Below are 26732 nucleotides of genomic sequence, written 5' to 3'. Positions count from 1 at the left end.
GCGGGATGCCAGATGCATGACCGGACCCGCCAAGCAAGATGAAGTCCGGGGAAGCCCCAGGGGAGATTGTGAGCAGCCAGACCCACACCAATGAGGACGGAAGCGCCGATTGGCCGGCCCCGCCGCCGCCGAAGGGCCGGCGCGTGCGCCGCCTGCCGGTGGCTGGCTACAGCCGCATGGTGTTCCTGATGAAAGTCCTGCTGCCATCGATCGCGGTGGTGCTGGTCGGGCTGGTCATCGCCTGGCCGGAACTGATCTCCAACGATGGGCGCTTCCGGCTGAACGCGGTGCGCATCGACCAGCGCGACGCGGAGACGCTGCGCATGGTGAACCCGCGCTATGTCGGCACCGACAACCGCAACCAGCCCTTTACCGTCACCGCCGACGCCGCCACGCAATCCAGCGGCAATGCCGATCTGGTGGCGCTCGACCATCCCAAGGCTGACATCGCACTGCAGGATGGCACCTGGGTTGCGCTGACCGCCAGCGACGGCCTGTATCATCGGGGCCAGCAATCGATTGACCTGAAGGGGGCCGTGAACATCTTCCATGATTCCGGCTACGAGTTCCGCTCCGAATCGGCCCTGATCGACCTTAAGGCCGGCACCGCGTCCGGTGAACAAACCGTCACCGGACAAGGGCCGCTGGGCGATGTCGAGGCAGAGGGCTTCCAGATTCTCGACCAGGGCGCGCGCATCCTGTTCACCGGCAAGGCGCGCCTCGTCATGTATCCCGCGGCGGGAGGATGATTCCGACAATGCCGACACCTCTCAGACTGCCCGTTCCCTCCCTCCTGCTCGCCCTGCTGTTCTGCCTTTCCTTTCTTCTCGTTCCGGCGTCGGTGCAGGCGCAATCGCTGTCCACCATCGGCGGCGGCGACGGGCCGGTGACGGTGGAGGCCGAGAACGGCATCGAATGGCTGCGCGATGCCCGCCAGTACATCGCGCGCGGCAATGCCAGAGCCACACAGGGCGAGGTCACCGTGCTTGCCGACAGGCTGATCGCGTCCTACCGCGAGGCGGCGGACGGCAGCACCGAGATTTTCCAGCTGGAAGCCGACGGCAATGTGCGCATCGCCTCGCCGACGGAAACCGCCTATGGCGACCGCGCCGTCTATGATCTCGACAGCCAGCGGATGCGCCTGACCGGCCAGGATTTGCGGCTGGTTTCCGCCGAGGACACGGTCACGGCGCGTGAGCGCATCGATTACTTCCAGCAGGAGAAGATGGCCGTCGCGGTCGGCGATGCGGTCGCCACGCGCGGTGACCGGACGATCCGCGCCGACACACTGACCGCCCGCTTCGCCGAGGGCAAGGACGGCAAGCAGCAGCTAACCCGCGTCGATGCCGACGGAAATGTCGTCATCACCACGCCAAACGAAATCGCGCGCAGCCGGCAAGCTGTCTATACTGTCGCCAGGGAGACAGCGGTTCTCACGGGAGACGTGAAGATCACCCAGGGCCGGAATCAGCTGAACGGCCAGCGCGCCGAGGTGAATCTGCGCACCGGCGTCAGCAAATTGCTGGCCGGCCAGAGCGGGGACGGCCGTGTGAAAGGGATTTTCGTGCCGCAGGAGGGCAGTTCGCTGCCCGGTCGCAGGACACAGTAGGAAGAGAAGGGACGGCGATGAACCAGAACGGCCCCAGATCAGCCGCCGACAGCGAGACCGCCGGAGGCCCGCGCCTGATCGCCGACAACCGGGGCCTGTCCGCCGTCAATCTGGGCAAGCAGTACAAGAAGCGCCCGGTGCTGCGCGGCGTCAGCGTCTCCGTGCAGCGCGGCGAGGCGGTTGGCTTGCTGGGGCCGAACGGCGCCGGCAAGACCACCTGCTTCTACATCATCACCGGCCTGATCGCGCCGGACTATGGCACCATTGCCCTGGATGGCGAGGACATCACCGAGCTTCCGATGTACCGCCGCGCCCGCCTCGGTATCGGCTATTTGCCGCAGGAGGCCTCGATCTTCCGCGGCCTGACCGTCGAGCAGAACATCCGCGCGGTGCTGGAGGTGGTGGAAGCCGATCCGGCGCGGCGCGAGGAACAGCTCGACGAGCTGCTGGCGGAATTCTCCATCTCGCATCTGCGCCGCACGCCGGCGATGGCGCTGTCCGGCGGTGAACGCCGGCGCGTCGAGATCGCCCGGGCGCTGGCCTCGCGGCCCAGCTTCATCCTGCTGGACGAACCGCTGGCCGGCATCGATCCGATTGCGGTGGGCGATATCCGTGATCTGGTCTCGCATCTGAAGGACCGGGGGATCGGCGTGCTGATCACCGACCATAATGTGCGCGAGACGCTGGAGATCGTGGATCGCGCCTATATCCTGCATGATGGGCGGGTGCTGATGGAAGGCGTGCCTTCCGAGATCGTGGACGATGCCGACGTTCGCCGGGTCTATCTCGGGGAACGGTTCAGCTTGTGATGCAAGCGTAACCGGTCGGACGGGACGGAACGGTCATGGCATTGGCGCAGCGGTTAGACCTCAGACAGTCGCAGGCGTTGGTGATGACGCCGCAACTGCAGCAGGCGATCAAGCTGCTGCAGCTCTCGAATCTGGAACTCGCCGACTATATCGAACGCGAGATCGAGCAGAACCCGCTGCTGGAGCGTGACGATGGCGATGGCGACGTCCGGATCGAGGGTGGCATCGACGCCGATCTCGACCGGGACGACACGCCCCAACTCTCCTCCGACCGTCAGGACACCGCCGTACTTGCCGGCGGCGACACCCTGCCCGGCGAGGGCGACGGCCCGCTCGACTCCGATGCCGGCGATACCAACCTCTGGAGCAGCAACGAATATACCGGCGAGGGCAGCGGCGGCGAATCGCTGAACTGGAAGACCTCCGGCGGCGGCGGCGATTTCAGCGACGAGGAGGATCTGCGCGACCGCACGCTGGCCTCGGAGAAAAGCCTGTCCGAACATCTGAACGAACAGGTCGGCGCCGATTTCGCCGCCCCGCTGGACCGCGCCATCGCCAGCTACATGATCGGGCAGCTGGATGATTGCGGCTGGCTCACCACCGGCTGCGAGGCCATCGCCGAGGCGCTGGGATGCACGCTGGAGCAGGTGGAGGCGGTACTGGACCGGCTGCAGCGGCTGGACCCGCCCGGCATCTTCGCCCGCTCGCTGAAGGAATGCCTCGCCCTGCAGCTGCGCGAGAAGAACCGGCTGGACCCGGCAATGCAGGCGCTGCTCGACAATCTGGAACTGCTGGCCAAGCGCGATCTCAGCGCCTTGCGCCGCCTGTGTGGCGTCGATAACGAGGATCTCGGCGACATGGTCACCGAGATCAAGGCGCTGAATCCGAAGCCCGGAGAGCGCTTCGAGCGCGAGGCACCGCCGACGCTGATCCCCGATGTGCTGATGCGCCCGACCGCCGATGGCGGCTGGGAGATCGAGCTGAACAGCGACACCCTGCCGCGCGTGCTGGTCAACCGGCGCTACCATGCCGCCATCAGCCGCAGCGGCCTGCGCCGCGAGGACAAGGATTACCTGTCCGAACAGCTGCAATCGGCCAACTGGCTGGTGAAGTCGCTGCACCAGCGCGCCACCACCATCATCAAGGTGTCGGGCGAGATCGTGCGCCAGCAGGACGCCTTCTTCCGGCACGGCATCGGCCATCTGCGCCCCCTGGTACTGCGCGACATCGCCGATGCCATCGGCATGCACGAAAGCACCGTCAGCCGGGTGACGGCGAACAAATACATCGCCAGCCCGCGCGGCGTGTTCGAACTGAAGTTCTTTTTCAGCGCCGCGATCTCGGCCATGGACGGGGCGGCCAGCCATTCCGCCGAGTCGGTGCGCTTCCGCATCAAGACGCTGATCGATGCGGAGCCTGCCGACGCCGTGCTGTCGGATGACCGGATCGTCGAGATTTTGCAGACGGGCGGCGTCGATATCGCCAGAAGAACCGTCGCCAAGTATCGGGAATCCATGCGCATTCCCTCATCTGTTCAACGCCGCCGGGAGAAAAGCCTTGGCCTGTGATCCGGCACACCCAATTTTTGCTTTTGTCAAGGCCTTGCCAGGCCGGTCCGCCTAAGCTTGACTCTTCAGGCGAGGGCAGTATGGTCCGCGCCTCCTGCCGGATAAAATCCGCATCGGCGGCGGACCGGCGGAGTGGATAAACATAGAAACGGGGTGCTCTATGCAGCTCACCGTCAAGGGCAAGCAGATCGACGTCGGCGACGCTTTGCGTCACCATATCGACAAGAATCTGCGTTCCGAGATCGAGAAGTATTTCGGGTCGGCGCTGGAAGCCAAGGTTGTCATGTCACGCGATGCGGTGATGTTCACCGCCGATATCGATGTGCATGTCGGCCGCGGCATTGATGTGCAGGCCAGCGGCGAGGCGGATGACGCCCATGTCGCCTTCGACAATGCCTGCACCCGCGTCGCCAAGCAGCTGCGCCGCTACAAGCGGCGGCTGCGCGATCACCACAAGAACGCGGCCAGGGTCGGAGAGGTTCTGTCGGCACAGCATTATGTGCTGGCCCCCGAACCGGAAGAGGAAGGGGCCGAGCCTGTCGGTGACGACGCGCTGATCGTGGCCGAAATGAAGACCGAAATCCCCACGCTGACGCCGCGCGACGCGGCCATGCGGATGGATCTTGCGGGCAAGCCGGTACTGATGTTCCGCCTTGCCTCAAACGGCCGGCTGAACGTCGTCTATCGGCGTGAAGACGGCAATATAGGGTGGATCGATCCCCAGATGTAGGAACGGGCGGGCTGTGCCCGCCCCGCAACAGACAACGGGGCCGTTTCAAGCATGGAAATCATGGACCTGATCTCACCGGACGCTGTGATCGCCTCTCTGCGGGCGACCAGCAAGAAGCAGGCTTTGCAGGAGCTTGCGCGTAAGGCTGCCGAGCTTACCGGACTGGAAGAGCGGCGCATCTTCGAAGTGCTGCTGGAGCGCGAGCGCCTGGGCACCACGGGCGTGGGCAACGGCATTGCCATTCCGCATGGCAAGCTGCCGGAGCTGACCCGGCTCTACGGCATTTTCGCGCGGCTGGACAAGCCGATCGATTTCGATTCGATCGACGACGAGCCGGTCGATCTGATCTTTCTGCTGCTGGCGCCCGAATCGGCGGGAGCGGATCATCTGAAGGCACTGGCGCGGGTATCGCGGCTGCTGCGTGATCGTTCGACCTGCAGCAAGCTGAGGGGATGCGACACGGCGGACGGGCTCTATGCCGTACTGACCCAGACTCCGACCAGCCACGCCGCCTGAAAGGCGGCGCAGCCTGATATCGTCACCGGCGGGGCATCGCCCCGGCCGGCGGAGCGCGGTCAATGCACCAGCAGCGGCTCCATATCGTTCTGGCGGATTGTCGCCATCGCCAATGCGACGCTATCGACGACCAGCATCTCGGTACCGTCGGCGGCGTGAATGGCGAATCCCGACTGCCCCTCCAGGGAGGGGACCGTGCGGATATAGGCCACATCGTTCAGGCCCAGCATGACCAGGTCCTGATTCGACATCGGATGGAATTTCTGAAGCATGTTCATGGTCGCTATCCCATATTCTTCCGGGCTGCCTGACGCAAGCGGCTGTCGCCTGGCCCGGAAACGCTATATTGCCGGCAAATCACTGCCGATTGGTTAAGACGCCGTCGTGATCGCCACGCGCTGAATCCTGGTTTCCGGTTCAGGGCGCTCCAGATCGACGTGCAGAAGCCCGTTGCCCAGCGCCGCCGCACTGACCTTCATCCCTTCGGCGAGCATGAAGCTGCGCTGAAACTGGCGGGTGGCGATGCCGCGATGGACGAAAACCCGCTCCGTCTCCTCGCTCTGGCGACCGCGAATCTGCAACTGGTTGCCTTCGACCAGAACCTCCAGAGCCTCCGGTCCAAAGCCGGCCACAGCCAGCGTGATGCGCAGGCTGTTGGCGCCGGTCTGCACGATATTGTACGGGGGATAGCTTTCCGTGGACGCCTTGGTGATACGGTCCAGCGCCCGTTCGAAATGATCGAAGCCCAGCAGGAACGGGCTGTTGAATGCAGTCATGCGCGTCATGCGACCTTCCTCCTCCCGATGAGCGAGACGGTCTTGAGACGACTTCAGAAGGCCCGGTAAACGGCGCCTGAAGCCGGCGGCCCGATTGGCACCGCCATGCTTTATGTAGGGGATGGGAAATACCCGATCAAGCCCCCGCCGCCCTATCGCGGCCGGGGCCAATGCAATCCGGCGCAGACAGACAGAGTCTAGCCGGCGACAGCCGCCATCGGATGCACCCGGAAGCGGTGCTTGTCGGCCAAAGCGGAAACCGCGATGGTGATCGAATCGCGGGCGGGATCAACAGGCATCAAGCGGGCATGGGCAATGCCTTCGATGCTGACGACCCCCTCGATCATCCAGCTCGTATCGCCCCAGCGGCTCAAAGTCTCGACCCGCATACCCGGCTCGATATGAACATCCTTCTTCCACATAAACATCGAGTCCCCCATCATTGGACACACAGGACGCGTGTGAAGATAACAGGATTGTTGTAAATCGTTAAACTAATGTTAATTCCAAAAAGAAAAATTGCTTCACTAGAAAAATCGGAAGATTCAACACCACCCATTTTTATTTTCATAAATTTTTACATAACTCGATTTTCTATTATCTTCCGAGAGCAGCGACAGCCTGTTCCGGGTAAATGAAACCATGTGCCGGATAAACACTGCCAAATGTTCCTTGCGTGTTCATAAAGCGCAGCTGGCTCCAGTCATTGGCCGGCGAGACATCCATTACTGGCTGGCGTGTGTGGATTTTACCCCTGGTGCGGGAATCGCCGCCCCAATTGGCGTGACTGACCAGAAGACGGCGCTCGTCGATCCGCGCGACGACCACCGCAACATGGCCGAGGCGCAGCCGACCGGTCTGGCGGAGCGCCAGCACGGCACCGATTCTGGGCTCCCTGCCACGGCGATAGCGCCCCTCGGCCTGCGTCCACCAGGTCCAGGCATCGCCATAAATTTCCACGCCGGAAACCGTGCGGGCGAAGGGCACGCATTGCAGGAATTCATCCGTCTCCGGATAGGGCCGCAGGGCATGCGCCTCCTGCCCCGGCAAGGCAGCGCTGCCAGACCCGGCATCGGGCGCGGCAGGTGCAGGCGCTTTCGCGGTCATCCCGCAGCCGGCCAGAACCAGTGCCGCCATGAATATTGCCACTATCCGCATTGCTCATGCCCCCTTCGAGCAATACACAGGATTCTAACCTTAAAATCAACTGATTAAAGAAGAATACTCAGGCAGAACAGTAGAGTCACCCCATAACATGCCGTAGATTGGCCCTGCGGCAGACGCTAGAGTGCGGTAAATTCGGGGCGGCTTTGCTGAAAGAGGGGGTGGGGGATGGACGTGTCCGCAATCAGGGCCTTGACGTTCGACGTGTTTGGAACGGTGGTCGATTGGCGCACCAGCATCGCCCGTGAGGTGGACGCCTTCGCGCGGTCGCACGGGCTGGGGCTCGACGGGCCGGCCTTCGCCGATGCCTGGCGCAGCCTCTACCAGCCCTCGATGGAACAGGTGCGCACCGGCGCCCGGCCCTGGACGAAGCTGGACGATCTGCACCGCGAAAGCCTGCTTACCCTGCTTGACCGGTTCGGTGTCAGCGGTATCGCCCCGACGGAAATCGATCATCTGAACCACGCCTGGCACCGGCTCGACCCCTGGCCTGACGTGGTAGAGGGGCTGACCCGGCTGAAGCGCAAATTCATCATCGCCACCCTGTCGAACGGCAATGTCGCGCTGATGGTGAACATGGCCAAACGCGCCGGCATGCCCTGGGACATGATCCTGGGGGCGGAAGTGGCGCGGGCTTACAAGCCGCAGCCGCGCGCCTATGAAGCGGCGGCGGAACTGCTGGGGCTGGCGCCGGCCGAATGCATGATGGTGGCCGCGCACAATGCCGACCTGCATGCCGCCGCGAAAAGCGGCCTGCGCACCGCCTTCATCGCCCGGCCGACCGAGCATGGCCCCGGCCAGACCCGGGACCTGGCCGTCGAACCCGGCATCGACCTCGCCGCCGGCAGCTTCACTGAGCTGGCCGACAAGCTGGGCTGCTGACACACTCTCCCCATTCCGTCCCCCCCTGTTCCGCCCGCAACCACAGAGAGAACGATGGCACTGGACAACCGGCTCGGCTGCTTCTGCCCGCATGGCGACATCCATATCGAGGGCAAGGAAGGCGGCCCGCTTTCCGGACTCAGCTTCGCCGCGAAGGATCTGTTCGACATCGAAGGCCATGTGACCGGCGCCGGCAATCCCGACTGGCTGGCGACCCACAAGCCGGCAGGCGCCACTGCCTCCTCCGTCAGCAAGCTGCTCGACGCCGGCGCCGCCCTGCACGGCAAGACCATCACCGACGAGCTGGCCTACAGCCTGGCCGGCGTGAACATGCATTACGGCACGCCGGTGAATACCGCCTGCCCCGACCGGCTGCCCGGCGGCTCCTCCAGCGGTTCCGCCGCCGCCGTGGCGGGCGGGCTGGTCGATTTCGCGCTCGGCACCGACACAGGTGGATCGGTGCGCGTGCCGGCGAATAATTGCGGCCTCTACGGCATCCGCACCACGCATGGGCGGGTGGCGAAGGATGGGCTGGTACCGCTGGCCGACAGTTTCGACGTTGTGGGCTGGTTCACCCGCGATGCCCGCACCCTGGCACGCGTCGGTGAGGTGCTGCTAGGGCCGCGCGAGAGCTTCCCCGCCGGCAGGCTGGTGATCGCCACCGATTGCTTCGACCTGGTGGCGCCGGAAATGCGCGACGCGCTGAAACCGCTGGTGGACCGGCTGATCGCCGCGGTCGGGCCGCGCCATTACGCAACGCTGAACCCGGATGGATTCGATGTCTGGTTCGCCGCCTTCCGGCAGATCCAGGGCTTTGAGGCCTGGCAGGCGCATGGGGAGTGGATCACAAAGACCCAGCCGAAAATGGCACCGGAAATTGCCGAACGCTTCGACCTCGGCCGGCAGGTGACGGCGGAACAAGTCGCCGAGGCCGGCAAGGTGCGGGAGAAGGCGCGCCAGCGCCTGGCGGCGATCCTGCAGCCGGGCGACGTGCTGTGCCTGCCGGCCTCCAGCGGCCCGGCGCCGCTGAAGACCCTGTCGGGGGCCGCCGAGGGCGCCTACCGTGCCGCCATGCTGAAGCTGACCTGCCCCGGCGGCCTCACCGGCATGCCGCAGATCACCCTGCCGCTGGCAAAGCTGGAGGGCTGTCCGCTCGGCATCTCCATCGCCGGCCTGCCGGGCAGCGACTGGATGCTGCTCGACCTGGCGGAGAAGCTGGCAGCCGCCTAAGCCGCAAAACCGACCGCCTTGCCCGGCATGCCGTCGAAGCTGTCGAGCAGGCGCTGCCGCCAGCCATGCAGCGGATCATCCTCGGCCAGCAGCTTCAGCGGACTGCCGCAGCGCGCCCATTGCAGGCTGCCGAACAGCGCATAATCGGCATAGGATGGCGCCGCACCGGCCAGATAGGGCCGCGACGCCAGACAGAGCCGCGCCGGCTCCAGCGCGGCGCGGAAGGCCGCCACCCGCTCCGGCGACTGGTCGGTGACCTGCTCCAGCGTCATGCCGAAGCGCTTTTCCCGGCTCTCGCGGAAATAGGGCTGGTCCTCCGGCAGCACGATCTTGAAGATATCGCCGAGGATCAGCTTGATGAGCGGCGGATGCAGCTGCGTGTTGGCCCAGTGCATGATGAATTCTGCGAACGCCTTCCCACCGGAATCGCCGAAGATACTGGGCCGGTCGGGGTAGGAGTCCTCCAGATAATTGACGATGGCCCAGCTGTCGAAAACCACGGTCTCGCCATCGGTCAGAACCGGCACCAGCTTCTGGCCGGAAAACCCGATCACTTCCTTGTCGGTGAAGCGTACCGGCACCCATTCATAGTCCAGCCCCTTATGGGCGAGCGCCATGCGCACGCGCCAGCCATAGGGACTCATGCGGCGGTTGTCGGTTCCGACGAGGTCGTAGAAGCGGATGGTCATGCGGATCACTCACCTTTGGGCATGGCGGCAACCGGAATAATGGCGCCGGGGTGACGGATGACGGCAGCCGCCAGGCGATGCCCCTCGCGCGCTGCCGACGGCGGTTCCAGGCCACGCAGACGGGCGGCCAGATAGCCGGCATTGAAGGCGTCGCCCGCCGCCGTGGTGTCAACGGGATCGGCAACCAGCTCCGGGGGACTGTGCCAAGTCCGGCCGCCGGCCGCAACCAGCGCCGGGCTGGCGCCGCGCTTCACCACAATTTCGGATACGCCCGCCGCGGTCAGTCTGGCCACAGTAGCCTCCGGCGACGGATCGTCGAACAGCGCCTGTTCGTCCTCGAAGGTCGGCAGGGCGATATCGACCCGGGCCAGCGTTGCCTGAACGGCAAGCCGCGCTGCCTCGCGTCCGGGCCAGTTGCGCGGCCGGTAATTGCTGTCGAAGGCCACCAGCCCGCCAGCGCCGCGCAAGGCGTCCAGCGCACCGTTCAGCCGCGCCCGGCTGGCTGCATCCAGAATCGACAGGGTGATCGCCGACAGATAGGCGCACCCGGCGTGGGCGATGGCATCGGCGATCCTGTCGCCCGCCGCGTCCTTCATCATCTCGCGCGCGGCGGCGGCCCCGCGCCAGTAATAGAAGGACCGCTCGCCGCCGCCATCGACACGGATCGCATAGAGGCCGGGCAGCTTGCCGGGCAGGATCGCGACATCGCCGCACCCCACGCCCTCTGCCTGCCAGGCGGCCAGCATTTCCGCACTGTAGGGATCGTCGCCCAGCGCCGTCAGATAGGCGACCGGAACACCAAGCCGCGCCAGATAGACCGCCGTGTTCAGCGTATCGCCGCCAAACGCGCGGGAAAGCCGGTCCGGGCGGTCACGCAGTTCCACCATGCATTCGCCAACGGACACCACCCTGCGCGGTGGATCGCCTGCCCGGCCAGCCATTTCCATCTCGGCAGGCATAAGCATTCCTTTCGGATTACACGTTATTATTGCTTAGAAGTATTGGCCTGCTACTGTCCGAACGACAAGAACTTGCGTCGAGGAAACGATGCGACACGGGCTGGGACAGGAAATCTTGCCGGAAGATTGGCGCCAGGCCACGCTGGTGGGGCGGGTCTGGAATCCCGCCATCGCGGGGCCGTGCGTCGTCACGTTGCGCGACGGCATGGCCATCGATGTCACGCGGCACTGGCCGACCGTCGCCGAATTGCTGGATGCGCCAGATCCGGCCGCCGCCCTGCAGGCCGCTGACGGCGAGTCGCTGGCCCCGGTCGAGGCGCTGCTGGCCAACAGCGCCGCCGCCAACAACGCTTCCAAAGGCCAGGACCCGCAACAGCCCTGGCTGCTGGCGCCGTGCGATCTGCAAGCGGTGAAAGCCGCCGGCGTGACCTTCGCGCGCTCCATGCTGGAACGGGTGATCGAGGAGCAGACGAAGGGCGACCCGGCTGCTGCCGAGGGCGTGCGCAAGCTGATCGTTGCCGAGATCGGCGACGATCTGCGCGCCGTCAAGCCCGGCTCGGACGCCGCCCTGCGCCTGAAGCAGGCACTGATGGCGCGCGGCCTGTGGTCGCAATATCTGGAGGTCGGCATCGGCCCGGATGCGGAAATCTTCACCAAGGCGCAGCCAATGTCGGCGGTCGGCTGCGGCGCCGAGATCGGCATCCACCCGATCTCCTCCTGGAACAACCCCGAGCCGGAGATCGTGCTGGCCATCGCGTCTTCCGGGCAGATCGTCGGGGCCAGCCTCGGCAACGACGTCAATCTGCGCGACGTCGAGGGCCGCAGCGCGCTGTTGCTGGGCAAGGCGAAGGACAATAACGGCTCCTGCGCCATCGGCCCCTTCATCCGGCTGTTCGACGCTGGCTTCACGCTGGATGATGTGCGCAAGGCAGAGCTGACACTGACGGTCGAGGGCGAGGACGGGTTCCGGCTGGAAGGCAGCAGTTCAATGGCGGAAATCAGCCGCGATGTGAGCGACCTTGCCGCCCAGACCATCGGCCCCAACCATCAATACCCCGATGGGCTGGTGCTGTTCACCGGTACGTTGTTCGCCCCGGTGGAGGATCGCGGGGCGCCGGGCCAGGGCTTCACCCACAAGCCGGGCGATCTGGTGACGATCGCCAGCCCGGCGCTGGGCCGGCTGGTGAACCGGGTGAACCGCTCGGACCGGATTCCGGCCTGGAATTTCGGGACGGGCGCGCTGATGCGCAACCTGGCCGGGCGCGGATTGCTGCGACAGGCATGAGATTTGAAGCTTACTCGATATTCATTTACCTGATCCCATGAGGCGGTAAGGACGAAACCCAGCATGGCGGGAGAGGATAATCCCCCAAGCGACCTTGCGCAGGCATCCGAGATGGAGCGCCTGCGGAAGCGGATCGCCGATCTGGAAGCGGAGCTTGAAAAGTTCCGCGAAGTGCCCCGGCTTGCCCGCCTTTGGCGCTGGGAGACCGATGCCGATCTGCGGTTCACCTTGCTGTCCGACGAGTTCGCGGCGGAAACCGGCCTCGATCCAGACGACGTCCTGGGCAAGACCCGCGCCGAGGTTGGCATGCCCCGCACCAACCAGGAAGCCTGGCAGCGTCATCTGGACGACCTGGCCAATCGCCGGCCTTTCAACGATTACCGCTATAGCTATCTGGCCGCCAACGGACAGGTACGAACGGTCAGCGTGTCCGGCTTCCCCATCTACGCCGCCGATGGCAGCTTCCTCGGCTATCACGGCACCTGCCAGAACATCACCGACCAGGTGCGCGAAGTCGATATCGCCAATGACGCCGCGCGCAAGCTGGTACAGGCACTCGACCTGTCTTCCGATGGTGTGGTGCTGTTCGATGCCGACGACCGGCTGGTCCTGTGCAACCGGCGGCACCGGGAGCTTTTTTTCGGTATCGCCAGCCTGCTGACCCCCGGCAGTCACTATCTCGATTGCTTGCGGGAAAACATCCCGAACCTGCTGCCGGAGCGTACGCCCGAACAGGTCGAGGAATGGATCGCCTATCGCATCGCCTATCACCGCAACCCGAAAGGCACGCTGACGCTGCATCACAGGGACGGGCGCGTCATCGAACTGCGCGAGGAGCGCCTGGCCGATGGCGCCACCCTGATTATCGGTCACGATGCAACCGAACGCACGCACCGTGCCGCTGCCGAAGCCAGGAAGGAGGCCTTGTTCCGCCAATTGTTCGAACGCTCGCCAATGGGCATGGCCGTGATCGACCTGACAGGCCGCTACCTGCGGGTGAACGACGCCTATTGCCGGTTCGTCGGCTATGACCGTGACGAGCTGCGGCACATGTCGGTCCGGGATGTCACCCATCCGGACGATGCCGAGCAGATGGCGCAGAGATTTGCCAGCCAGGCACAGGCGCGCTCAGGCGAATTCCAGTTCGAGAAGCGCTACATCACCAAGGGCGGCGACATCGTCGTTGGCCTGATGACCACCGCCGTTCTGGAGACCGGCGCCGGCGCTGACGTTCAGATCATCTCCCAGGTGATCGACGTCACCGAGCGCGTGGGGGCGGAGGATGAATTGCGCAGCGCGAAGGAAGAGGCGGAAATCGCCAACCGCGCCAAAAGCGACTTCCTGGCCAATATGAGCCACGAACTGCGCACGCCGCTGAACGCCATCATCGGCTTTTCCGAAGTGATGCTGGGTCAATATTTCGGCCCCTTCGACAATCCGCGCTACCGCGACTATGCCGAGGATATCCACGCCAGCGGCCAGCATCTGCTGGAATTCATCGACGATCTGCTGGACCTGGCCAAGATCGAGGCCGGCCGGCTGACACTGATCGAGACCAACCTTCATGTCGCCAGCCTGGTTCAGGGCACGATCCGGCTGTTCGCAGACCGGGCGGAGAGCGCCGAGATCGAGCTGACCAACGATGTGCCGCCCGGCCTGCCGCACCTGATGGCGGACGAGCGCATGACACGCCAGATTCTGGTGAATTTGATCTCCAACGCCATCAAGTTCACGCCGGCCGGCGGGCAGGTCTCCGTCTCCGCCGTGCTGACCGCAACGGCGGCAATCCAGATCCTGGTCTCTGACACCGGGGTCGGCATCGAGCCCGAGGAAATTCCGCTGATCCGCCAGCGCTTCGGCCGCGCCAGCCGGGCCGCGAAGCATAAAATCCAGGGGACCGGCCTCGGCCTCGCCATCATCGACAGCCTGATCGGCCTGCATGACGGCGAGATGGACATCGAAAGCTGGCCGGGGCGCGGCACCATCGTGCGCGTCACCTTCCCGGCCGGGCGGACAGTCCGCGCGCGCAACGTCTAGAGTCTACTCCAGCCCCATCAGATTGCGGGCGAAGCTGCGGGCCTCGAAGGGCCGCAGATCGTCCGCCCCCTCGCCGACGCCGACCGCATGCACCGGCAGGCCGAAGGCATCGGCCAGCGCCACCACCATGCCGCCACGCGCCGTGCCATCCAGCTTGGTCATCACCAGGCCGGTGATATTCACCATCTCGCGGAAGGTCTCGACCTGGGCGTGGGCGTTCTGGCCGGTGGTGGCGTCGAGCACCAGCACGGTGGAATGCGGGGCGGCCGGGTCCATCTTGGCGATGACCCGGATCACCTTCTTCAGCTCGTCCATCAGCACGGCCTTGTTGTGCAGCCGGCCGGCGGTGTCGATCAGCAGCACGTCGGCGCCTTCCGCCTTCGCCCGCTTCAGCGCGTCGAAGGCCAGCGAGGCGGCATCGCAATTCTCCGGCCCGGAAATCACCGGACAGCCGGTCCGCTCGCCCCAGATTTTCAGCTGCTCGACGGCGGCAGCGCGGAACGTGTCGCCCGCGGCCAGCATCACCTTCTTCTTCTGGTCGCGGAACTGCTTGGCCAGCTTGCCGATGGTCGTGGTCTTGCCGGTGCCGTTCACGCCGACCACCAGCACGACATGCGGCTTCAGCGCCGGATCGATGGTGAGCGGCAGTGCCACGGGGGTCAGGATTTCCGCGATATCCTCGGCGAAGGCCTGCCGCACCTCCTCCGACGTCACTTCCTTGTCGAAGCGTTCGCGGGCCAGGTTGGCGGTCAGCTTCGCCGCTGTCTTCACGCCAAGATCGGCCTGGATCAGCAAATCTTCCAGCTCCTCCAGCGTGGCGTCGTCCAGCTTGCGCTTGGTGAACAGCCCGATGATGCCGCCGCCCAGCTTCGCCGAGGTGCGGGCCAGCCCCTGCTTTAGGCGCGCCAGCCAGCCGGGCTTGCGGGCGTCATCCTGCGCCGCGCCGGTCGGATCACTCTCATCGCTCATGCTGCTGTCCGGATATCCAAGGTCTGGCCGGTAAGCTGTTCCGCCCCGGCCCCGGTAATGCGGGCACGCAGGATCGTGCCCGGCGCGACATCGGTATCGAGAAGGACGGGCGCGAAATGCTCGGTCCGGCCCATACCGGGCTTCTCCATCAGAACCTCGGCCTCAGTGCCGATGCGCGAGGCCAGGAAGGACGCCTGCCGCGCCTCGCCCGCCGCGCGCAGACGCGCCGCGCGCTCCTTGCGCACCTCCACCGGAAGCTGAGGCATGCGCGCCGCCGGCGTGCCGGGGCGCTCGCTATAGGGAAAGACGTGCAGATAGGTCAGGTCGCATTCCTCGACACTGCGCAGCGTGTTCTCGAACATCGCGTCGGTCTCGGTCGGGAAACCGGCGATCAGATCGGCGCCGAACACCATGTCGGGGCACAGCGCCTTCACCTTCTCGACAAAGGCGATGGCGTCGGCGCGCAGATGGCGGCGCTTCATGCGCTTCAGGATCATGTCGTCGCCGGCCTGCAGGCTGATATGCAGATGCGGCAGCAGACGCGGCTCCTCGGCGATCAGCCGGAACAGATCATCGTCGATCTCCACCGGGTCGAGCGAAGACAGCCGCAGGCGCGGCAGTTCCGGCACATTGGCCAGCAGCCGGCGGATCATCTGGCCCAGCATCGGCTTGCCCGGCAGATCGGGGCCGTAGCTGGTGATATCGACGCCGGTCAGCACGACCTCGTTATAGCCATTGCGTACCAGCTCGCGCACCTGCTCGACCACCCGGCCGATGGGGACGGAGCGGCTGTTGCCGCGGCCGAAGGGGATGATGCAGAAGGTGCAGCGATGGTCACAGCCCTGCTGTACCTGAACGAAGGCGCGGGCGCGGTCCTCGAAGCCGGCGATCATGTGCGCGGCGGTCTCGCGCACGCTCATGATGTCGTTCACCCGCACCCGGGCATCGTCGTCCAGCCCGTAGCTTGCGGCCTGCAGCTTCTCCTCATTGCCGAGGATGCGGTCCACTTCCGGCATGGCGGCAAACTGCTCCGGCTTCACCTGGGCAGCGCAGCCGGTGACGATGATCTTTGCGTCCGGGTTGTTGCGGCGCAGCTTGCGGATGGTCTGGCGCGCCTGGCGCTCGGCCTCGGCGGTGACGGCGCAGGTATTCACGATCACCGTGTCGGTCAGCCCGGCCTGCGCGGCCAGATCCTTCATCACCTCGGATTCGTAGGAATTGAGGCGGCAGCCGAAGGTGACGATCTCGACGCCCATCACGCGGCCCCGATGACGGACGGCTCCAGCTCGCCCCGGTAGGAGATGGCGACCGGCCCGGTCATCAGCACCCGGCCATCTTCGGTCCATTCGATGGTCAGCGTGCCGCCATCGAGGATCACATCGGCCTTGCGCTCACTGAGGCCGCGCCGAACGGCGGCAACCAGGCTGGCGCAGGCGCCGGTACCGCAGGCCCGGGTGATGCCGACACCACGCTCCCACACCCGCATCCGCATCTTCGTCGGCGACAGGATCTGCACCGCCTCGACATTGATGCGCTGCGGGAACATCGGGTCATGTTCGATGCGGGGGCCGATCTCGGCCATCGGGACGCTCTCGACATCATCGACGAAATAGACGGCGTGCGGGTTGCCGACATTCACGCAGGTCGCCTCGGTCAGCGGCGCCACGCCGGCCATGACCTTCAGCGTGTCCATCTCGCGGGCCAGCGGAATTTCGTCCCAGCCCAGCCGCGCCTCGCCCATATCGACGGTCACAGTGCCGTCCGCATTCACATTGGTCAGCAGCGTGCCGACCACGGTTTCGATCGACAAAGCCGGCCGATCCGCCTCTTCCGACAGCCAGGACGCGACGCAGCGCGTGGCGTTGCCGCAGGCCTCCACCTCGCCGCCATCGGCATTCAGGATGCGCATATAGGCATCGGCGCCGTTCTTCGGCGGCTCGATGACGATCATCTGGTCGAAGCCGACGCCGGTGCGGCGGTCGGCGATGGCGCGAATCTGCGCCTCGCTCAGCACAATCGGCGCGGCGCGGCCGTCGAGCACGACGAAATCGTTGCCCAGCCCATGCATCTTTATGAACGGAAGCTTTTCCATAGCTCGCGTTATATGGCGATGCGGGGCCCGGAGTCCACGGCCAGCTTGCGCAAGCACACGCGCATTCCCCCGCCTGTTTCCGCAGACCTGCCTTGCAGAAGCGGCCCGGCGGGATCGAAACCGGTGGTCAATCGTTCTCTTATGCAACTATCAAAGGAGACACACATGCCCTATATTCTGCTCTGGCTTGTGGGAATTCCCATCCCGCTCATCCTGCTGCTCTGGCTTATCTTTTCCTGAATTCCGCCATTCCTCTTGCTTTTTGAACGGAACGGCCCCACATTGCTGTGACCATTCTGCTTCAGACTGCCGGCTCGTAACGCCCCTTCGGGTGTCCAGTTCGCGCTATCCCTGGACACAGAGTGCGACGCTCCTCCCATCCGGGTGGGGCGAATCGACAACGAAGGAGGCAAACATGCCGATCGGTACAGTCAAGTGGTTCAATAGCACCAAGGGTTACGGTTTCATTCAGCCGGAGAACGGTGGTCCGGACGTTTTCGTCCACATCTCCGCCGTCGAGCGCGCCGGGATGCGCAGCCTCAACGAAGGCCAGAAGGTCTCGTATGAAGAGCAGCGCGATCCGAAGCGTGGCAAGACCTCGGCTGAGAATCTGAAGGCCGTCTGACCTAAGGTCTGAGCCTAAAGCGAAAGGGCGCCGGTTCACCGGCGCCCTTTTCCATTTCAGCCAGCCGGGAGACGCCCAGATGGCCTTTAAGCCGAACTACAATCAGCAGCGCGCCGAGCGGAACCGGGCCAAAGAGCAGAAGAAAAAAGAAAAGCTTCTGCGCAAGGAAGAAGAAGTGGCCCGCCGCAAGGGGACACTTGGCGAGGAGTCCGCTGACGGGGAATCCCCCGACGGGGACGCTCTCGACGGCGAAACTCTCGACGGGGAATCCGCCGATACCGTCCTTCCTGGTGGCGACGCGACAGGCGAAAGCCCGGAAAAGCGCGACTGAAACAAAGTGCCTGCTGACACTGCGGTCGGGGTCGCCAAACCGGGGTCGCCAGACCGCGGTCAATCAGCCGCGGTTGATTGATTCTGCGACCACCGGCCTTTCTCGCTTTCCTTATACCCGATGGAGACCATCTTGGGCCGCCAGAAGAAACCCGCCACACCTGCCAGCTTCGTCCTGTTCAACGTGATCTATGAGGATGGCAGCCTGTCCTCCAACCGCAAGGTACCCGGCGAGCTTATCGACGGGCTGGATGGCGATGCGCCCGCACGGACCTACATCATGGACCAGGACCGGAAGATCGCCGAGATGTCCGGCCAGCCGCGCGGCCAGATCAAGAGCCTGAAGCGCTCGGGGAAGTAACCCCTTATCGCCGGTCCGCCAGTTCCGGCGGCCAGACCAGTTCGAAACGCTCGCACACCACCTCGATCCGGTCGTGCATGGCGAAACCCTCGCGTTCCGCCTGCCGGCCGAAATAGCGGTTATGCCCCTCGCGCCAATAGGCGAGGCTGCCATCCCCCTCGCCCTCCGCCGCCGCGAAATCCTCGCCCACCTCGATGAACGGCAGGATATCCGCCGCACTGGTCCGCCAGATGCAGGCCGGATTGCCGGCGCCGTCCAGCACCAGCACATGATCCCCCGGCTTCGGCACGGCATCCGGCGCATAGTCGCGCAGCAGCGATGCCGTCGCCCGTTTGCGACCGGCACGGACCAGGGCCAGCAGCTCGTCGGCCAGCGCCGGCGAATCGCCGAAGCGCACCACCTCATAAGGCCGATCCGGCACGCCCGACGCGGCGCGATAGGCCGCCCAGAAATCTTTTGTCTTCTCGTCTTCCATGAAGCCCCCCGCTTCCCGGCCGCACGGCGATTGACTCCGGTGGCCGTTTCCCCTAGGTTCCGCCCCATTCACGGCATGTTGGCCGCCCATAGAAGCCCTCCACCCCTGTTGGGGGGCACCGTCCGTCCGCGAGTTTCGCGCACGGGCGCATTTTTGCTTGGGCGGGTTTGCGTGCGGTGACGCGACTTTAAACCGACCCAACGGCAACGGGATAGAGCCCTTGTTCGACGGCCTGACCGGCAAGCTCGGCGATGTGTTCGAGCGACTGAAGCGGCGCGGCGCCCTCTCCGAGAGCGACGTCAAGGAGGTCATGCGCGAAGTGCGCGTGGCGCTGCTGGAGGCCGATGTCGCCCTGCCGGTGGTGAAGGATTTCATTGCCCAGGCCGGCGAGAAGGCCGTCGGCCAGGAAGTGCTGCGCTCGGTCACGCCGGGCCAGATGGTGGTGAAGATCGTCCATGACCAGCTGGTCGAGATGCTGGGCGCGGAGCCGGAACCAATCGACCTGAACGCCCCCGCCCCGGTGCCGATCCTTATGGTCGGCCTGCAGGGCTCGGGCAAGACCACCACCACCGGCAAGCTGGCGCGCCGCCTCACCCAGCGCGACAAGAAGAAGGTGCTGATGGCCTCGCTGGACGTGCATCGTCCGGCGGCGCAGGAACAGCTGCGCATCCTGGGCGAGCAGACCGGTGTGGCCACCCTGCCCATCGTGCCCGGCGAGCAGCCGGTTTCCATCGCCAAGCGCGCCATGACCGTCGGCCGCCTGCAGGGCTATGACGTGGTCATGCTGGACACGGCCGGCCGGCTGCATGTCGATGAGGCGCTGATGACCGAGGTGGCCTCGGTACGCGACCTCGTGCAGCCGCACGAGGTGCTGCTGGTGGTCGATGCCATGACCGGCCAGGACGCCGTGAATGTGGCGAAATCCTTCAAGGAGCGCGTCGGCGTCACCGGCATCGTCATGACCCGCGTCGATGGCGATGCGCGCGGCGGTGCGGCACTGTCGATGCGCGCCATTACCGGCTGCCCGATCAAGCTGCTGGGCGTCGGCGAGAAGATGGACGCGCTGGAGGATTTCCATCCGCAGCGCATCGCCGGCCGTATCCTCGGCATGGGCGACGTCGTCTCGCTGGTCGAGAAGGCCGCGGAGACCATCGAGAAGGACGAGGCCGAACGGCTCGCCAAGAAGATGGCGAAGGGCGATTTCGACCTGGACGACATGGCCTCGCAGCTGCGCCAGCTGCGCAAGCTGGGCGGGCTCGGCGGCGTCATGGGCCTGCTGCCCGGCATCGGCAAGATGAAGAAGCAGCTGGCCGGCGCCAACATCGACGAGAGGCAACTGGCCCACCAGGAGGCCATCATCTCCTCGATGACCAAGAAGGAACGCAAGGACATCAAGCTGCTGAACGCCTCGCGCCGCAAGCGCATCGCGGCCGGCAGCGGCACAACGGTGCAGGAAGTGAACCGGCTGCTGAAGCAGTATCAGGATATGAGCCGGGTCATGAAGCAGATGGGCAAGTCCGGCATGCTGAAAGGCATGATGGGCGGAATGATGGGTGGCGGTGGCGGAACACCGCCGCAGCTGCCCCCCGGCGGTCTTGGAGGGCTTGGCGGCGGCGGCGGTTTCCCCGGCCTGCCGAAACTGCCCGGCGGCAAGCTTCCCCCCGGTTTCGGCCGGCGCTGACACTTCAATTCGACGACAACCAGAACACGCGTAACAGGTTAAGGAAGAAACTAATGGCACTGAAGATTCGTCTGGCCCGTGGCGGCGCAAAGCGGCGTCCGTTCTATCGCATCGTTGTGGCGCAGAGCACCTCGCCGCGCGATGGCGCCTTCATCGAGCGTATCGGCTCCTACAATCCGATGGTCGATCATGGCCATCCGGACCGACTGAAGATCGACGCCGACCGCGCCAAGCACTGGATCTCGGTTGGCGCCGTGCCGACCGACCGCGTCGCGCGCTTCCTGGCCACGGTTGGCCTTGGCGAAGCCCCGGCCCAGCCGGAGCAGACCAAGAAGAACCAGCCCCGCGCCAAGACGCAGGAGCGCATGAAGGAACAGGCCGCGCTGGCCGAGAAGGCTGCCGCCGAGAAGGCCGCCGCTGAAGCTGCCGCCGCCGAGGCCGCTGCTGCCGCCGCCGCCGCGCCTGCCGAGGAAGCCCCGGCCGAGGAAGCGCCTGCTGCTGAAGCCCCTGCGGAAGCACCTGCCGAGGCCCCGGCCGAGGAAGCCGCCGAGGCCGAGAAGCCCAGCGCCTAAAGGCGCCGGGCCGATGGCAACGCGCACATTCAGGACGGGAGCGGCCTGGTCATGGCGAGCCACCCAGAACGCCAGCCGGCGCCGGCAGGCACAGATCGCGATGCCGAGACAGGACAATCCGTCCTGCTCGGGGTCGTTGTCGGTGCCCATGGCATCCGTGGCCAGCTCCGAATCCGCAGCTTCACCGGCGAGCCTGCCGCGATCTTCGGATACGGCGCGCTTCTCGGAAAGCGGCGCGATGGCGAAGCGGGACGCAGCCTGACGCTGCGCCCCGTCGGCACGGCCAAGGGCGGCAAGCCGAAGGGCGATGTGGTGATGGCCACGCTCGATGGCGTTGCCGACCGCACCGCCGCCGAGGCGCTGAAGGGATTGCGGCTCTATATCGGCCGCGATGCCCTGCCGGCGCTGGAGGAAGACGAGTTCTACCATGCCGACCTGATCGGCCTTGCTGTGGATCAGGTGGCTGGCGGGCGGCTCGGCACGGTGAAGGCGCTCCATGATTTCGGCGCCGGCGACGTGCTGGAGGTAACGCGGGAGGAAGGCGGCAGCGTCTTCCTGCCCTTCACCAGGGCCGTGGTGCCGGTGGTCGATATCGCGGGCGGGCGGCTGGTCGCCGATCCGCCGGCGGCGCTGCTGGAAAGCGGTGCGGCTGGCGACGAGATTGCGGACTCCGCGGTGCGGGATGATGCGGAATGAGCTGGCGGGCTACCGTGCTGACGCTGTTTCCAGAGATGTTTCCGGGGCCGCTCGGGGCATCGCTTCCAGGCAAGGCGCTGGAAAAGGGCGTCTGGCTAATGGAAACGCTGGACATTCGCGAGTTCGCGCGTAATAAACACCGCTCCGTCGATGACACCCCTTTCGGCGGCGGTGCCGGTATGGTGATGCGGCCCGATGTCGTGGATGCGGCGTTGGGTGCGGTTGCGGACCGGCCGGGCCCGGTGATCTATCTCTCGCCGCGGGGCCGCAAGCTGGATCAGCCGATGGCGCGCGATCTGGCAGACGGCCCGGGCGTGACCTTGTTGTGCGGGCGCTACGAAGGGGTGGATCAGCGGGTCATCGACTCGCGCCGGATCGTCGAGGTCAGCCTCGGCGACTTCGTCCTTTCCGGGGGCGAACCGGCGGCGATGGCGCTGATTGATGCCTGTGTCCGGCTGTTGCCTGGGGCCATGGGGTCCGAGGAAAGTCTGGACGAAGAGAGTTTCGAGCGGGGATTGCTGGAATATCCCCACTATACGCGGCCGCAGGCCTGGATCGACCATGAAGGGGTCGAGCGCGTGGTGCCGGAGGTGCTGACCTCGGGCCATCACGAAAAGGTGCGGCGGTGGCGCCGCGCGGAAGCGGAACGGATTACGGCCGAACGCAGGCCCGACCTCTGGTCGGCCTATGTCGCGGCCGGAGAGGAAGACAGGAACTAGGCGCCGTCAGGTGTCTTGGAGAGTGGTTTGCCGCAGGGCCCTGTTAGACAGGGATTACGGTCAGGCAGGGATTACGGTTAGCTAGGGATTAGGACAATGAACATCATCGAACAGCTCGAGCAGGAGCAGATCGCCAAGGTTACGGCCGATCACCAGGTACCGGAATTCGTGCCGGGCGACACGCTGCGCGTGAATGTGAAGGTCGTCGAGGGCACGCGCGAGCGTATCCAGGCCTTCGAAGGCGTCTGCATCGCCCGCAGCAATGCCGGCCTGAACTCCTCCTTCACCGTGCGGAAGATTTCCTACGGCGAGGGTGTGGAGCGCGTATTCCCGCTGTATTCGCCGCGCCTGGCCTCGATCGAGGTGGTGCGCCGTGGCGACGTCCGCCGGGCCAAGCTGTACTATCTGCGCGGCCTGACCGGTAAGGCAGCCCGCATCCGCGAGAAGCAGACCGTTCGTACGCCCAAGGCCGTGGCCGTGGAAGCAGCGGCGGCCCCTGCCGGCGAGTAAGACTTACAGCCAGTAAAAAAACGGGCCCATGCGGGCCCGTTTTGCGCCCCGCACCCACTCCTCGGCGGCGCATGGCTGACAAGAATGCATGCTGCTTGGTGCGCCCGCACCGGCGGGTCTAAGCTGAGCGGCCAATAGCCGGGGTCCTGATCGTCAGGATACCCGGCGACAATATTGACGACCGCCAGGAATGAGGACCGCCTTCGTGACTGCAGCCACTTCCAAGCCCCGTACCCTTTTCGACAAGATCTGGCAAAACCACCTGGTGGACGTCCAGGAGGACGGTACCTGCCTGATCTATATCGACCGCCACCTCGTCCATGAGGTGACCAGCCCGCAGGCCTTCGAGGGGCTGCGCACGACCGGGCGCACGGTGCGCCGGCCGAACCAGACCCTCGCCGTCGCCGACCATAACGTGCCGACCTCGGACCGTTCCAAGGGCATAGCCGACGCGGAAAGCCGCATCCAGGTCGAAACGCTGGAATCCAATGTGAAGGAATTCGGCGTTCCCTATTACGCGATGGATGATCTGCGACAGGGCATCGTGCACATCATCGGCCCGGAACAGGGCTTCACCCTGCCGGGCACGACCATCGTGTGCGGCGACAGCCACACCGCGACGCACGGCGCCTTCGGCGCGCTGGCCTTCGGCATCGGCACCTCCGAGGTCGAGCATGTGCTGGCGACCCAGACACTGGTGCAGGCGCCGGCCAAGAACATGCTGGTCCGGGTCGAGGGCGACCTGCCGTTCGGCGTCACTTCCAAGGATCTGGTCCTGGCGATCATCGGCCGCATCGGCACCGCCGGCGGTACCGGCCATGTGATCGAATATGCGGGCGAGGCGATCCGCAACCTGTCCATGGAAGCGCGCATGACGATCTGCAACATGTCGATCGAAGGCGGCGCGCGCGCCGGCCTGATCGCGCCGGACGAGATTACTTTCGACTACCTCAAGGGCCGTCCGCTGGCGCCCAAGGGTGCTGCCTGGGAACAGGCCGTCGCCTACTGGAAGACGCTGCCGTCCGATGAGGGTGCTGTCTACGACAAGGAAATCGTCATCAACGCCGGCGATCTGGTGCCGACGATCACCTGGGGCACCAGCCCTGAGGATATCGCCCCGGTGACCGGCGTCGTGCCCGATCCGGACAAGGCGCCGAATCCCGGCAAGCGCGAGGCGATGCTGCGCTCGCTGTCCTACATGGACCTGAAGCCGGGCATGCGGCTGACCGACGTGAAGATCGACACGGTCTTCATCGGCTCCTGCACCAATGGCCGCATTGAGGACATCCGGGCCGCCGCCGAGGTCGCCAAGGGCCGCAAGGTCGCCGCCAATGTGCGCGCCATGGTGGTCCCCGGCTCCGGTCTGGTGAAGGAGCAGGCCGAGGCCGAAGGGCTGGACGTCGTGCTGCGCGAGGCAGGCTTCGACTGGCGCGAGCCGGGCTGCTCCATGTGCCTTGCCATGAACGCCGACAAGCTGGCCCCGGGCGAGCGTTGCGCCTCCACCTCGAACCGTAATTTCGAGGGCCGCCAGGGCCGCGGCGGGCGCACGCATCTGATGAGCCCGGCGATGGCGGCAGCGGCAGCGATTGCCGGCCATATCGCCGATGTGCGCGAGCTGATGGGCTGACCGGACCAGCGGGAGGAAAAGAGATGGATAAATTCACCACCCTGACCGGGATCGCAGCACCGTTGCCGATGGTCAATATCGACACCGACATGATCATCCCGAAGCAGTTTCTGAAGACGATCAAGCGCACCGGCCTCGGCCAGTTTCTCTTCGACGAGATGCGGCGCGACAGCAACGGCAAGGAGAACCCGGATTTCGTGCTGAACCGGGAGCCCTACACCAAGGCCGAGATCCTGGTGGCGGGCGACAATTTCGGCTGCGGCTCAAGCCGCGAGCACGCCCCCTGGGCGCTGCTGGATTTCGGCATCCGCGCCGTCATCGCCCCCAGCTTCGCCGACATCTTCTTCAATAACTGCTTCAAGAACGGCATCCTGCCGATCCGGCTTCCGCAGGAGATCGTCGACCAGCTGACCGAGGACGCGAAGCTGGGCGGCAATGCCCGCATCACCGTCGATCTGGAAAAGCAGGAGATCACCCGCCCGAACGGCGAGAAGATCGCCTTCGAGGTGGATGCCTTCCGCAAGCACTGCCTGCTGAACGGGCTCGACGATATCGGCCTGACCCTGCAGAAGGACCAGAAGATCGCCGGCTATGAGGAGAAGCTCGCCCTCTCCCAGCCCTGGATCGCCGCCTGATCGCTCCCAAAGAACGGAAAAATAGAATGGCATCGAACAAGAAACTGCTGGTCCTGCCGGGTGACGGTATCGGGCCGGAGGTGATGCGCCAGGTCCGCCGCGTGGTGGACTGGATGGACAAGCGCCGTCACGTCTCCTTCGACATTCAGGAAGGCTTGGTGGGCGGTGCGGCGCTGGACGCGCACGGCACCCCGCTGACCGACGAGACCATGACCGACGCGTTGGCGGTTGACGCCGTGCTGTTCGGCTCCGTCGGCGGCCCGAAATGGGACGATCTGCCGTTCGAGAAGAAGCCGGAGCGCGGCCTGCTGCGCCTGCGCAAGGAAATGGACCTGTTCGCCAATCTGCGCCCGGCCATCGTGTTCCCGGCGCTGGCCGACGCCTCGTCGCTGAAGCGTGAACTGGTCGAGGGGCTGGACATCCTGATCCTGCGCGAGCTGACCGGCGGTGTGTATTTCGGCGAGCCGCGCGGCATCGAGACCCTGCCGGACGGCACCAAGAAGGCGGTCGATACCCAGGTCTATACGACGCCGGAGATCGAGCGCGTGGCCCGCGTCGGCTTCGACCTCGCGCGCAAGCGCGGCGGCAAGGTGCATTCGGTCGAAAAGGCCAATGTCATGCATACCGGCGTGCTGTGGCGCGAGACGGTGACCAAGCTGCATGAGACCGAAGGCAAGGGCATCGAGCTGCACCACATGTACGCCGATAATTGCGCGATGCAGCTGGTGCGCAACCCGAAGCAGTTCGACGTGATCGTCACCGACAATCTGTTCGGCGACATCCTGTCCGACTGCGCGGCGATGCTGACCGGCTCGCTCGGCATGCTGCCCTCGGCCTCGCTCGGCCTTGAGGACCCGACCACCGGCCGCCGCATGGCGCTGTATGAGCCGGTGCACGGTTCCGCCCCGGACATCGCCGGGCAGGACATGGCGAACCCGCTGGCCGAGCTGCTGAGCTTCGCCATGCTGCTGCGCTATTCCTTCGACATGGGCGAGGATGCCGACATGATCGAGAAGGCCATCAACAACGTGCTCGACGCCGGCTTCCGTACCGCCGACATCTATGTGCCGGGCACCGCCAAGGTCTCGACCACGGTGATGGGCGATACGCTGCTGCGCGAGCTGGACAAGCTGTCGGCCTGATCTTCAGAGCATATGTTAAAAAAGGGCGGCCCGCAGGCCGCCCT

Annotated in this window: 31 protein-coding genes; 21 read left to right on the top strand and 10 right to left on the bottom strand. The window is 65.4% G+C overall.

The annotated features are described in order from the left end of the window. The first annotated feature begins 68 nt into the window (after positions 1-68). The 6 genes from lptC (at position 69) to ptsN (ending at position 5232) form a co-directional block, all read left to right on the top strand. Positions 69-749, top strand: a complete 681-nt coding sequence (gene lptC, locus BKM74_RS02305) for an LPS export ABC transporter periplasmic protein LptC (RefSeq protein WP_176342344.1) — start codon at positions 69-71, stop codon at positions 747-749. Positions 750-757: 8 nt separating this feature from the next. Then, complete coding sequence (locus BKM74_RS02300) at positions 758-1609, top strand: LptA/OstA family protein (RefSeq protein WP_086464064.1); 852 nt, start codon at positions 758-760, stop codon at positions 1607-1609. 17 nt (positions 1610-1626) lie between these two features. Beyond that, a complete protein-coding gene (gene lptB, locus BKM74_RS02295) occupies positions 1627-2418 on the top strand; it encodes an LPS export ABC transporter ATP-binding protein (protein ID WP_086464063.1) in 792 nt (263 codons plus the stop codon). Between the two features lie 35 nt (positions 2419-2453). Then, positions 2454-3986 carry an RNA polymerase factor sigma-54 gene (gene rpoN, locus BKM74_RS02290; RefSeq protein ID WP_086464062.1) on the top strand — a complete coding sequence of 511 codons (1533 nt, stop codon included), beginning with the start codon at positions 2454-2456 and terminating at the stop codon, positions 3984-3986. A gap of 160 nt (positions 3987-4146) precedes the next feature. Next, entirely contained in the window at positions 4147-4716 is a 570-nt protein-coding gene (gene hpf, locus BKM74_RS02285; protein WP_086464061.1) for a ribosome hibernation-promoting factor, HPF/YfiA family, read from the top strand. Positions 4717-4767: 51 nt separating this feature from the next. Next, on the top strand, positions 4768-5232 hold the full coding sequence (gene ptsN / locus BKM74_RS02280) for a PTS IIA-like nitrogen regulatory protein PtsN (protein ID WP_086464060.1): 465 nt from the start codon (positions 4768-4770) through the stop codon (positions 5230-5232). 59 nt (positions 5233-5291) lie between these two features. Here the strand turns inward: ptsN and BKM74_RS02275 are convergent, their stop codons facing one another. From BKM74_RS02275 to BKM74_RS02260, 4 genes are all read right to left on the bottom strand, one after another. Next, complete coding sequence (locus tag BKM74_RS02275; protein WP_086464059.1) at positions 5292-5510, bottom strand: DUF1150 family protein; 219 nt, start codon at positions 5508-5510, stop codon at positions 5292-5294. A gap of 93 nt (positions 5511-5603) precedes the next feature. Continuing rightward, entirely contained in the window at positions 5604-6017 is a 414-nt protein-coding gene (locus BKM74_RS02270; protein ID WP_086464058.1) for an Hsp20 family protein, read from the bottom strand. A gap of 188 nt (positions 6018-6205) precedes the next feature. Beyond that, complete coding sequence (locus tag BKM74_RS02265; RefSeq protein WP_140056004.1) at positions 6206-6430, bottom strand: hypothetical protein; 225 nt, start codon at positions 6428-6430, stop codon at positions 6206-6208. A 175-nt stretch (positions 6431-6605) separates the two neighbouring features. Next, positions 6606-7145, bottom strand: a complete 540-nt coding sequence (locus tag BKM74_RS02260; RefSeq protein WP_245825756.1) for a CHAP domain-containing protein — start codon at positions 7143-7145, stop codon at positions 6606-6608. A 195-nt stretch (positions 7146-7340) separates the two neighbouring features. Here BKM74_RS02260 and BKM74_RS02255 point away from each other — a divergent pair, with 195 nt between their 5' ends. Both BKM74_RS02255 and BKM74_RS02250 read left to right on the top strand, forming a co-directional pair. After that, positions 7341-8054 carry a haloacid dehalogenase type II gene (locus tag BKM74_RS02255; RefSeq protein ID WP_086464055.1) on the top strand — a complete coding sequence of 238 codons (714 nt, stop codon included), beginning with the start codon at positions 7341-7343 and terminating at the stop codon, positions 8052-8054. A gap of 54 nt (positions 8055-8108) precedes the next feature. Next, the gene (locus BKM74_RS02250) at positions 8109-9284 is read left to right on the top strand and encodes an amidase (RefSeq protein WP_086464054.1); all 1176 of its coding nucleotides are present in this window, start codon (positions 8109-8111) and stop codon (positions 9282-9284) included. On the opposite strand, the gene BKM74_RS02245 is transcribed toward BKM74_RS02250, so the two are convergent. Then, a complete protein-coding gene (locus BKM74_RS02245; protein ID WP_086464250.1) occupies positions 9281-9973 on the bottom strand; it encodes a glutathione S-transferase family protein in 693 nt (230 codons plus the stop codon). The genes BKM74_RS02250 and BKM74_RS02245 overlap by 4 nt on opposite strands. A 5-nt stretch (positions 9974-9978) precedes the next feature. Further along, positions 9979-10932, bottom strand: coding sequence for a sugar kinase (locus tag BKM74_RS02240; RefSeq protein ID WP_245825753.1), 954 nt, complete (start codon positions 10930-10932; stop codon positions 9979-9981). 88 nt (positions 10933-11020) lie between these two features. Between BKM74_RS02240 and BKM74_RS02235 the strand changes: the two genes are divergently transcribed. Both BKM74_RS02235 and BKM74_RS02230 read left to right on the top strand, forming a co-directional pair. Next, positions 11021-12217, top strand: a complete 1197-nt coding sequence (locus BKM74_RS02235; protein WP_086464052.1) for a fumarylacetoacetate hydrolase family protein — start codon at positions 11021-11023, stop codon at positions 12215-12217. 111 nt (positions 12218-12328) lie between these two features. Next, the gene (locus BKM74_RS02230; protein ID WP_176342343.1) at positions 12329-14254 is read left to right on the top strand and encodes a PAS domain-containing sensor histidine kinase; all 1926 of its coding nucleotides are present in this window, start codon (positions 12329-12331) and stop codon (positions 14252-14254) included. A gap of 3 nt (positions 14255-14257) precedes the next feature. On the opposite strand, the gene ftsY is transcribed toward BKM74_RS02230, so the two are convergent. The 3 genes from ftsY to dapF are packed head-to-tail and all read right to left on the bottom strand — an operon-like array spanning position 14258 to position 17315. Beyond that, complete coding sequence (ftsY, locus tag BKM74_RS02225) at positions 14258-15223, bottom strand: signal recognition particle-docking protein FtsY (RefSeq protein ID WP_086464050.1); 966 nt, start codon at positions 15221-15223, stop codon at positions 14258-14260. Then, complete coding sequence (gene mtaB, locus BKM74_RS02220) at positions 15220-16479, bottom strand: tRNA (N(6)-L-threonylcarbamoyladenosine(37)-C(2))-methylthiotransferase MtaB (RefSeq protein WP_086464049.1); 1260 nt, start codon at positions 16477-16479, stop codon at positions 15220-15222. Before mtaB ends, ftsY begins: the two co-directional genes overlap by 4 nt. Continuing rightward, the gene (gene dapF, locus BKM74_RS02215) at positions 16479-17315 is read right to left on the bottom strand and encodes a diaminopimelate epimerase (RefSeq protein WP_086464048.1); all 837 of its coding nucleotides are present in this window, start codon (positions 17313-17315) and stop codon (positions 16479-16481) included. Before dapF ends, mtaB begins: the two co-directional genes overlap by 1 nt. A 415-nt stretch (positions 17316-17730) precedes the next feature. On the opposite strand from dapF, the gene BKM74_RS02210 reads away from it, so the two are divergent. From BKM74_RS02210 to BKM74_RS02200, 3 genes are all read left to right on the top strand, one after another. Continuing rightward, entirely contained in the window at positions 17731-17940 is a 210-nt protein-coding gene (locus tag BKM74_RS02210; protein ID WP_086464047.1) for a cold-shock protein, read from the top strand. A gap of 79 nt (positions 17941-18019) precedes the next feature. After that, entirely contained in the window at positions 18020-18271 is a 252-nt protein-coding gene (locus BKM74_RS02205; RefSeq protein ID WP_086464046.1) for a hypothetical protein, read from the top strand. Between the two features lie 132 nt (positions 18272-18403). Beyond that, positions 18404-18631 (top strand): hypothetical protein, encoded by a 228-nt coding sequence (locus BKM74_RS02200; protein WP_086464045.1) that lies wholly within the window; start codon positions 18404-18406, stop codon positions 18629-18631. Positions 18632-18635: 4 nt separating this feature from the next. On the opposite strand, the gene BKM74_RS02195 is transcribed toward BKM74_RS02200, so the two are convergent. Continuing rightward, positions 18636-19106 carry an ASCH domain-containing protein gene (locus BKM74_RS02195; RefSeq protein WP_086464044.1) on the bottom strand — a complete coding sequence of 157 codons (471 nt, stop codon included), beginning with the start codon at positions 19104-19106 and terminating at the stop codon, positions 18636-18638. A 220-nt stretch (positions 19107-19326) separates the two neighbouring features. Here BKM74_RS02195 and ffh point away from each other — a divergent pair, with 220 nt between their 5' ends. The 8 genes from ffh to leuB all read left to right on the top strand — a co-directional run bounded on the left by ffh (position 19327) and on the right by leuB (position 26688). Further along, positions 19327-20787, top strand: a complete 1461-nt coding sequence (ffh, locus tag BKM74_RS02190; protein WP_086464043.1) for a signal recognition particle protein — start codon at positions 19327-19329, stop codon at positions 20785-20787. Between the two features lie 53 nt (positions 20788-20840). Then, a complete protein-coding gene (gene rpsP / locus BKM74_RS02185) occupies positions 20841-21359 on the top strand; it encodes a 30S ribosomal protein S16 (RefSeq protein ID WP_086464042.1) in 519 nt (172 codons plus the stop codon). Between the two features lie 51 nt (positions 21360-21410). After that, the gene (gene rimM / locus BKM74_RS02180; RefSeq protein WP_086464041.1) at positions 21411-22055 is read left to right on the top strand and encodes a ribosome maturation factor RimM; all 645 of its coding nucleotides are present in this window, start codon (positions 21411-21413) and stop codon (positions 22053-22055) included. Further along, on the top strand, positions 22052-22774 hold the full coding sequence (gene trmD, locus BKM74_RS02175; protein WP_086464040.1) for a tRNA (guanosine(37)-N1)-methyltransferase TrmD: 723 nt from the start codon (positions 22052-22054) through the stop codon (positions 22772-22774). Before rimM ends, trmD begins: the two co-directional genes overlap by 4 nt. Before the next feature lie 96 nt (positions 22775-22870). Next, positions 22871-23284, top strand: coding sequence for a 50S ribosomal protein L19 (gene rplS / locus BKM74_RS02170; RefSeq protein WP_086464039.1), 414 nt, complete (start codon positions 22871-22873; stop codon positions 23282-23284). Between the two features lie 205 nt (positions 23285-23489). After that, entirely contained in the window at positions 23490-24911 is a 1422-nt protein-coding gene (gene leuC, locus BKM74_RS02165; protein ID WP_245825751.1) for a 3-isopropylmalate dehydratase large subunit, read from the top strand. A 23-nt stretch (positions 24912-24934) separates the two neighbouring features. Next, positions 24935-25546: a 3-isopropylmalate dehydratase small subunit gene (leuD, locus tag BKM74_RS02160; protein WP_086464037.1), complete on the top strand. Its 612-nt coding sequence runs from the start codon at positions 24935-24937 to the stop codon at positions 25544-25546. A gap of 26 nt (positions 25547-25572) precedes the next feature. Then, entirely contained in the window at positions 25573-26688 is a 1116-nt protein-coding gene (leuB, locus tag BKM74_RS02155; protein WP_086464036.1) for a 3-isopropylmalate dehydrogenase, read from the top strand. The last annotated feature ends 44 nt before the right edge of the window (positions 26689-26732 follow it).

Origin of the sequence: Oceanibaculum nanhaiense, assembly GCF_002148795.1 — a bacterium.
In the GTDB taxonomy this organism is placed as follows: Bacteria; Pseudomonadota; Alphaproteobacteria; order Oceanibaculales; family Oceanibaculaceae; genus Oceanibaculum; species Oceanibaculum nanhaiense.
The sequence above is the reverse complement of the archived record's forward strand: the minus strand, read 5'-3'. Positions and strand labels throughout refer to the sequence as shown.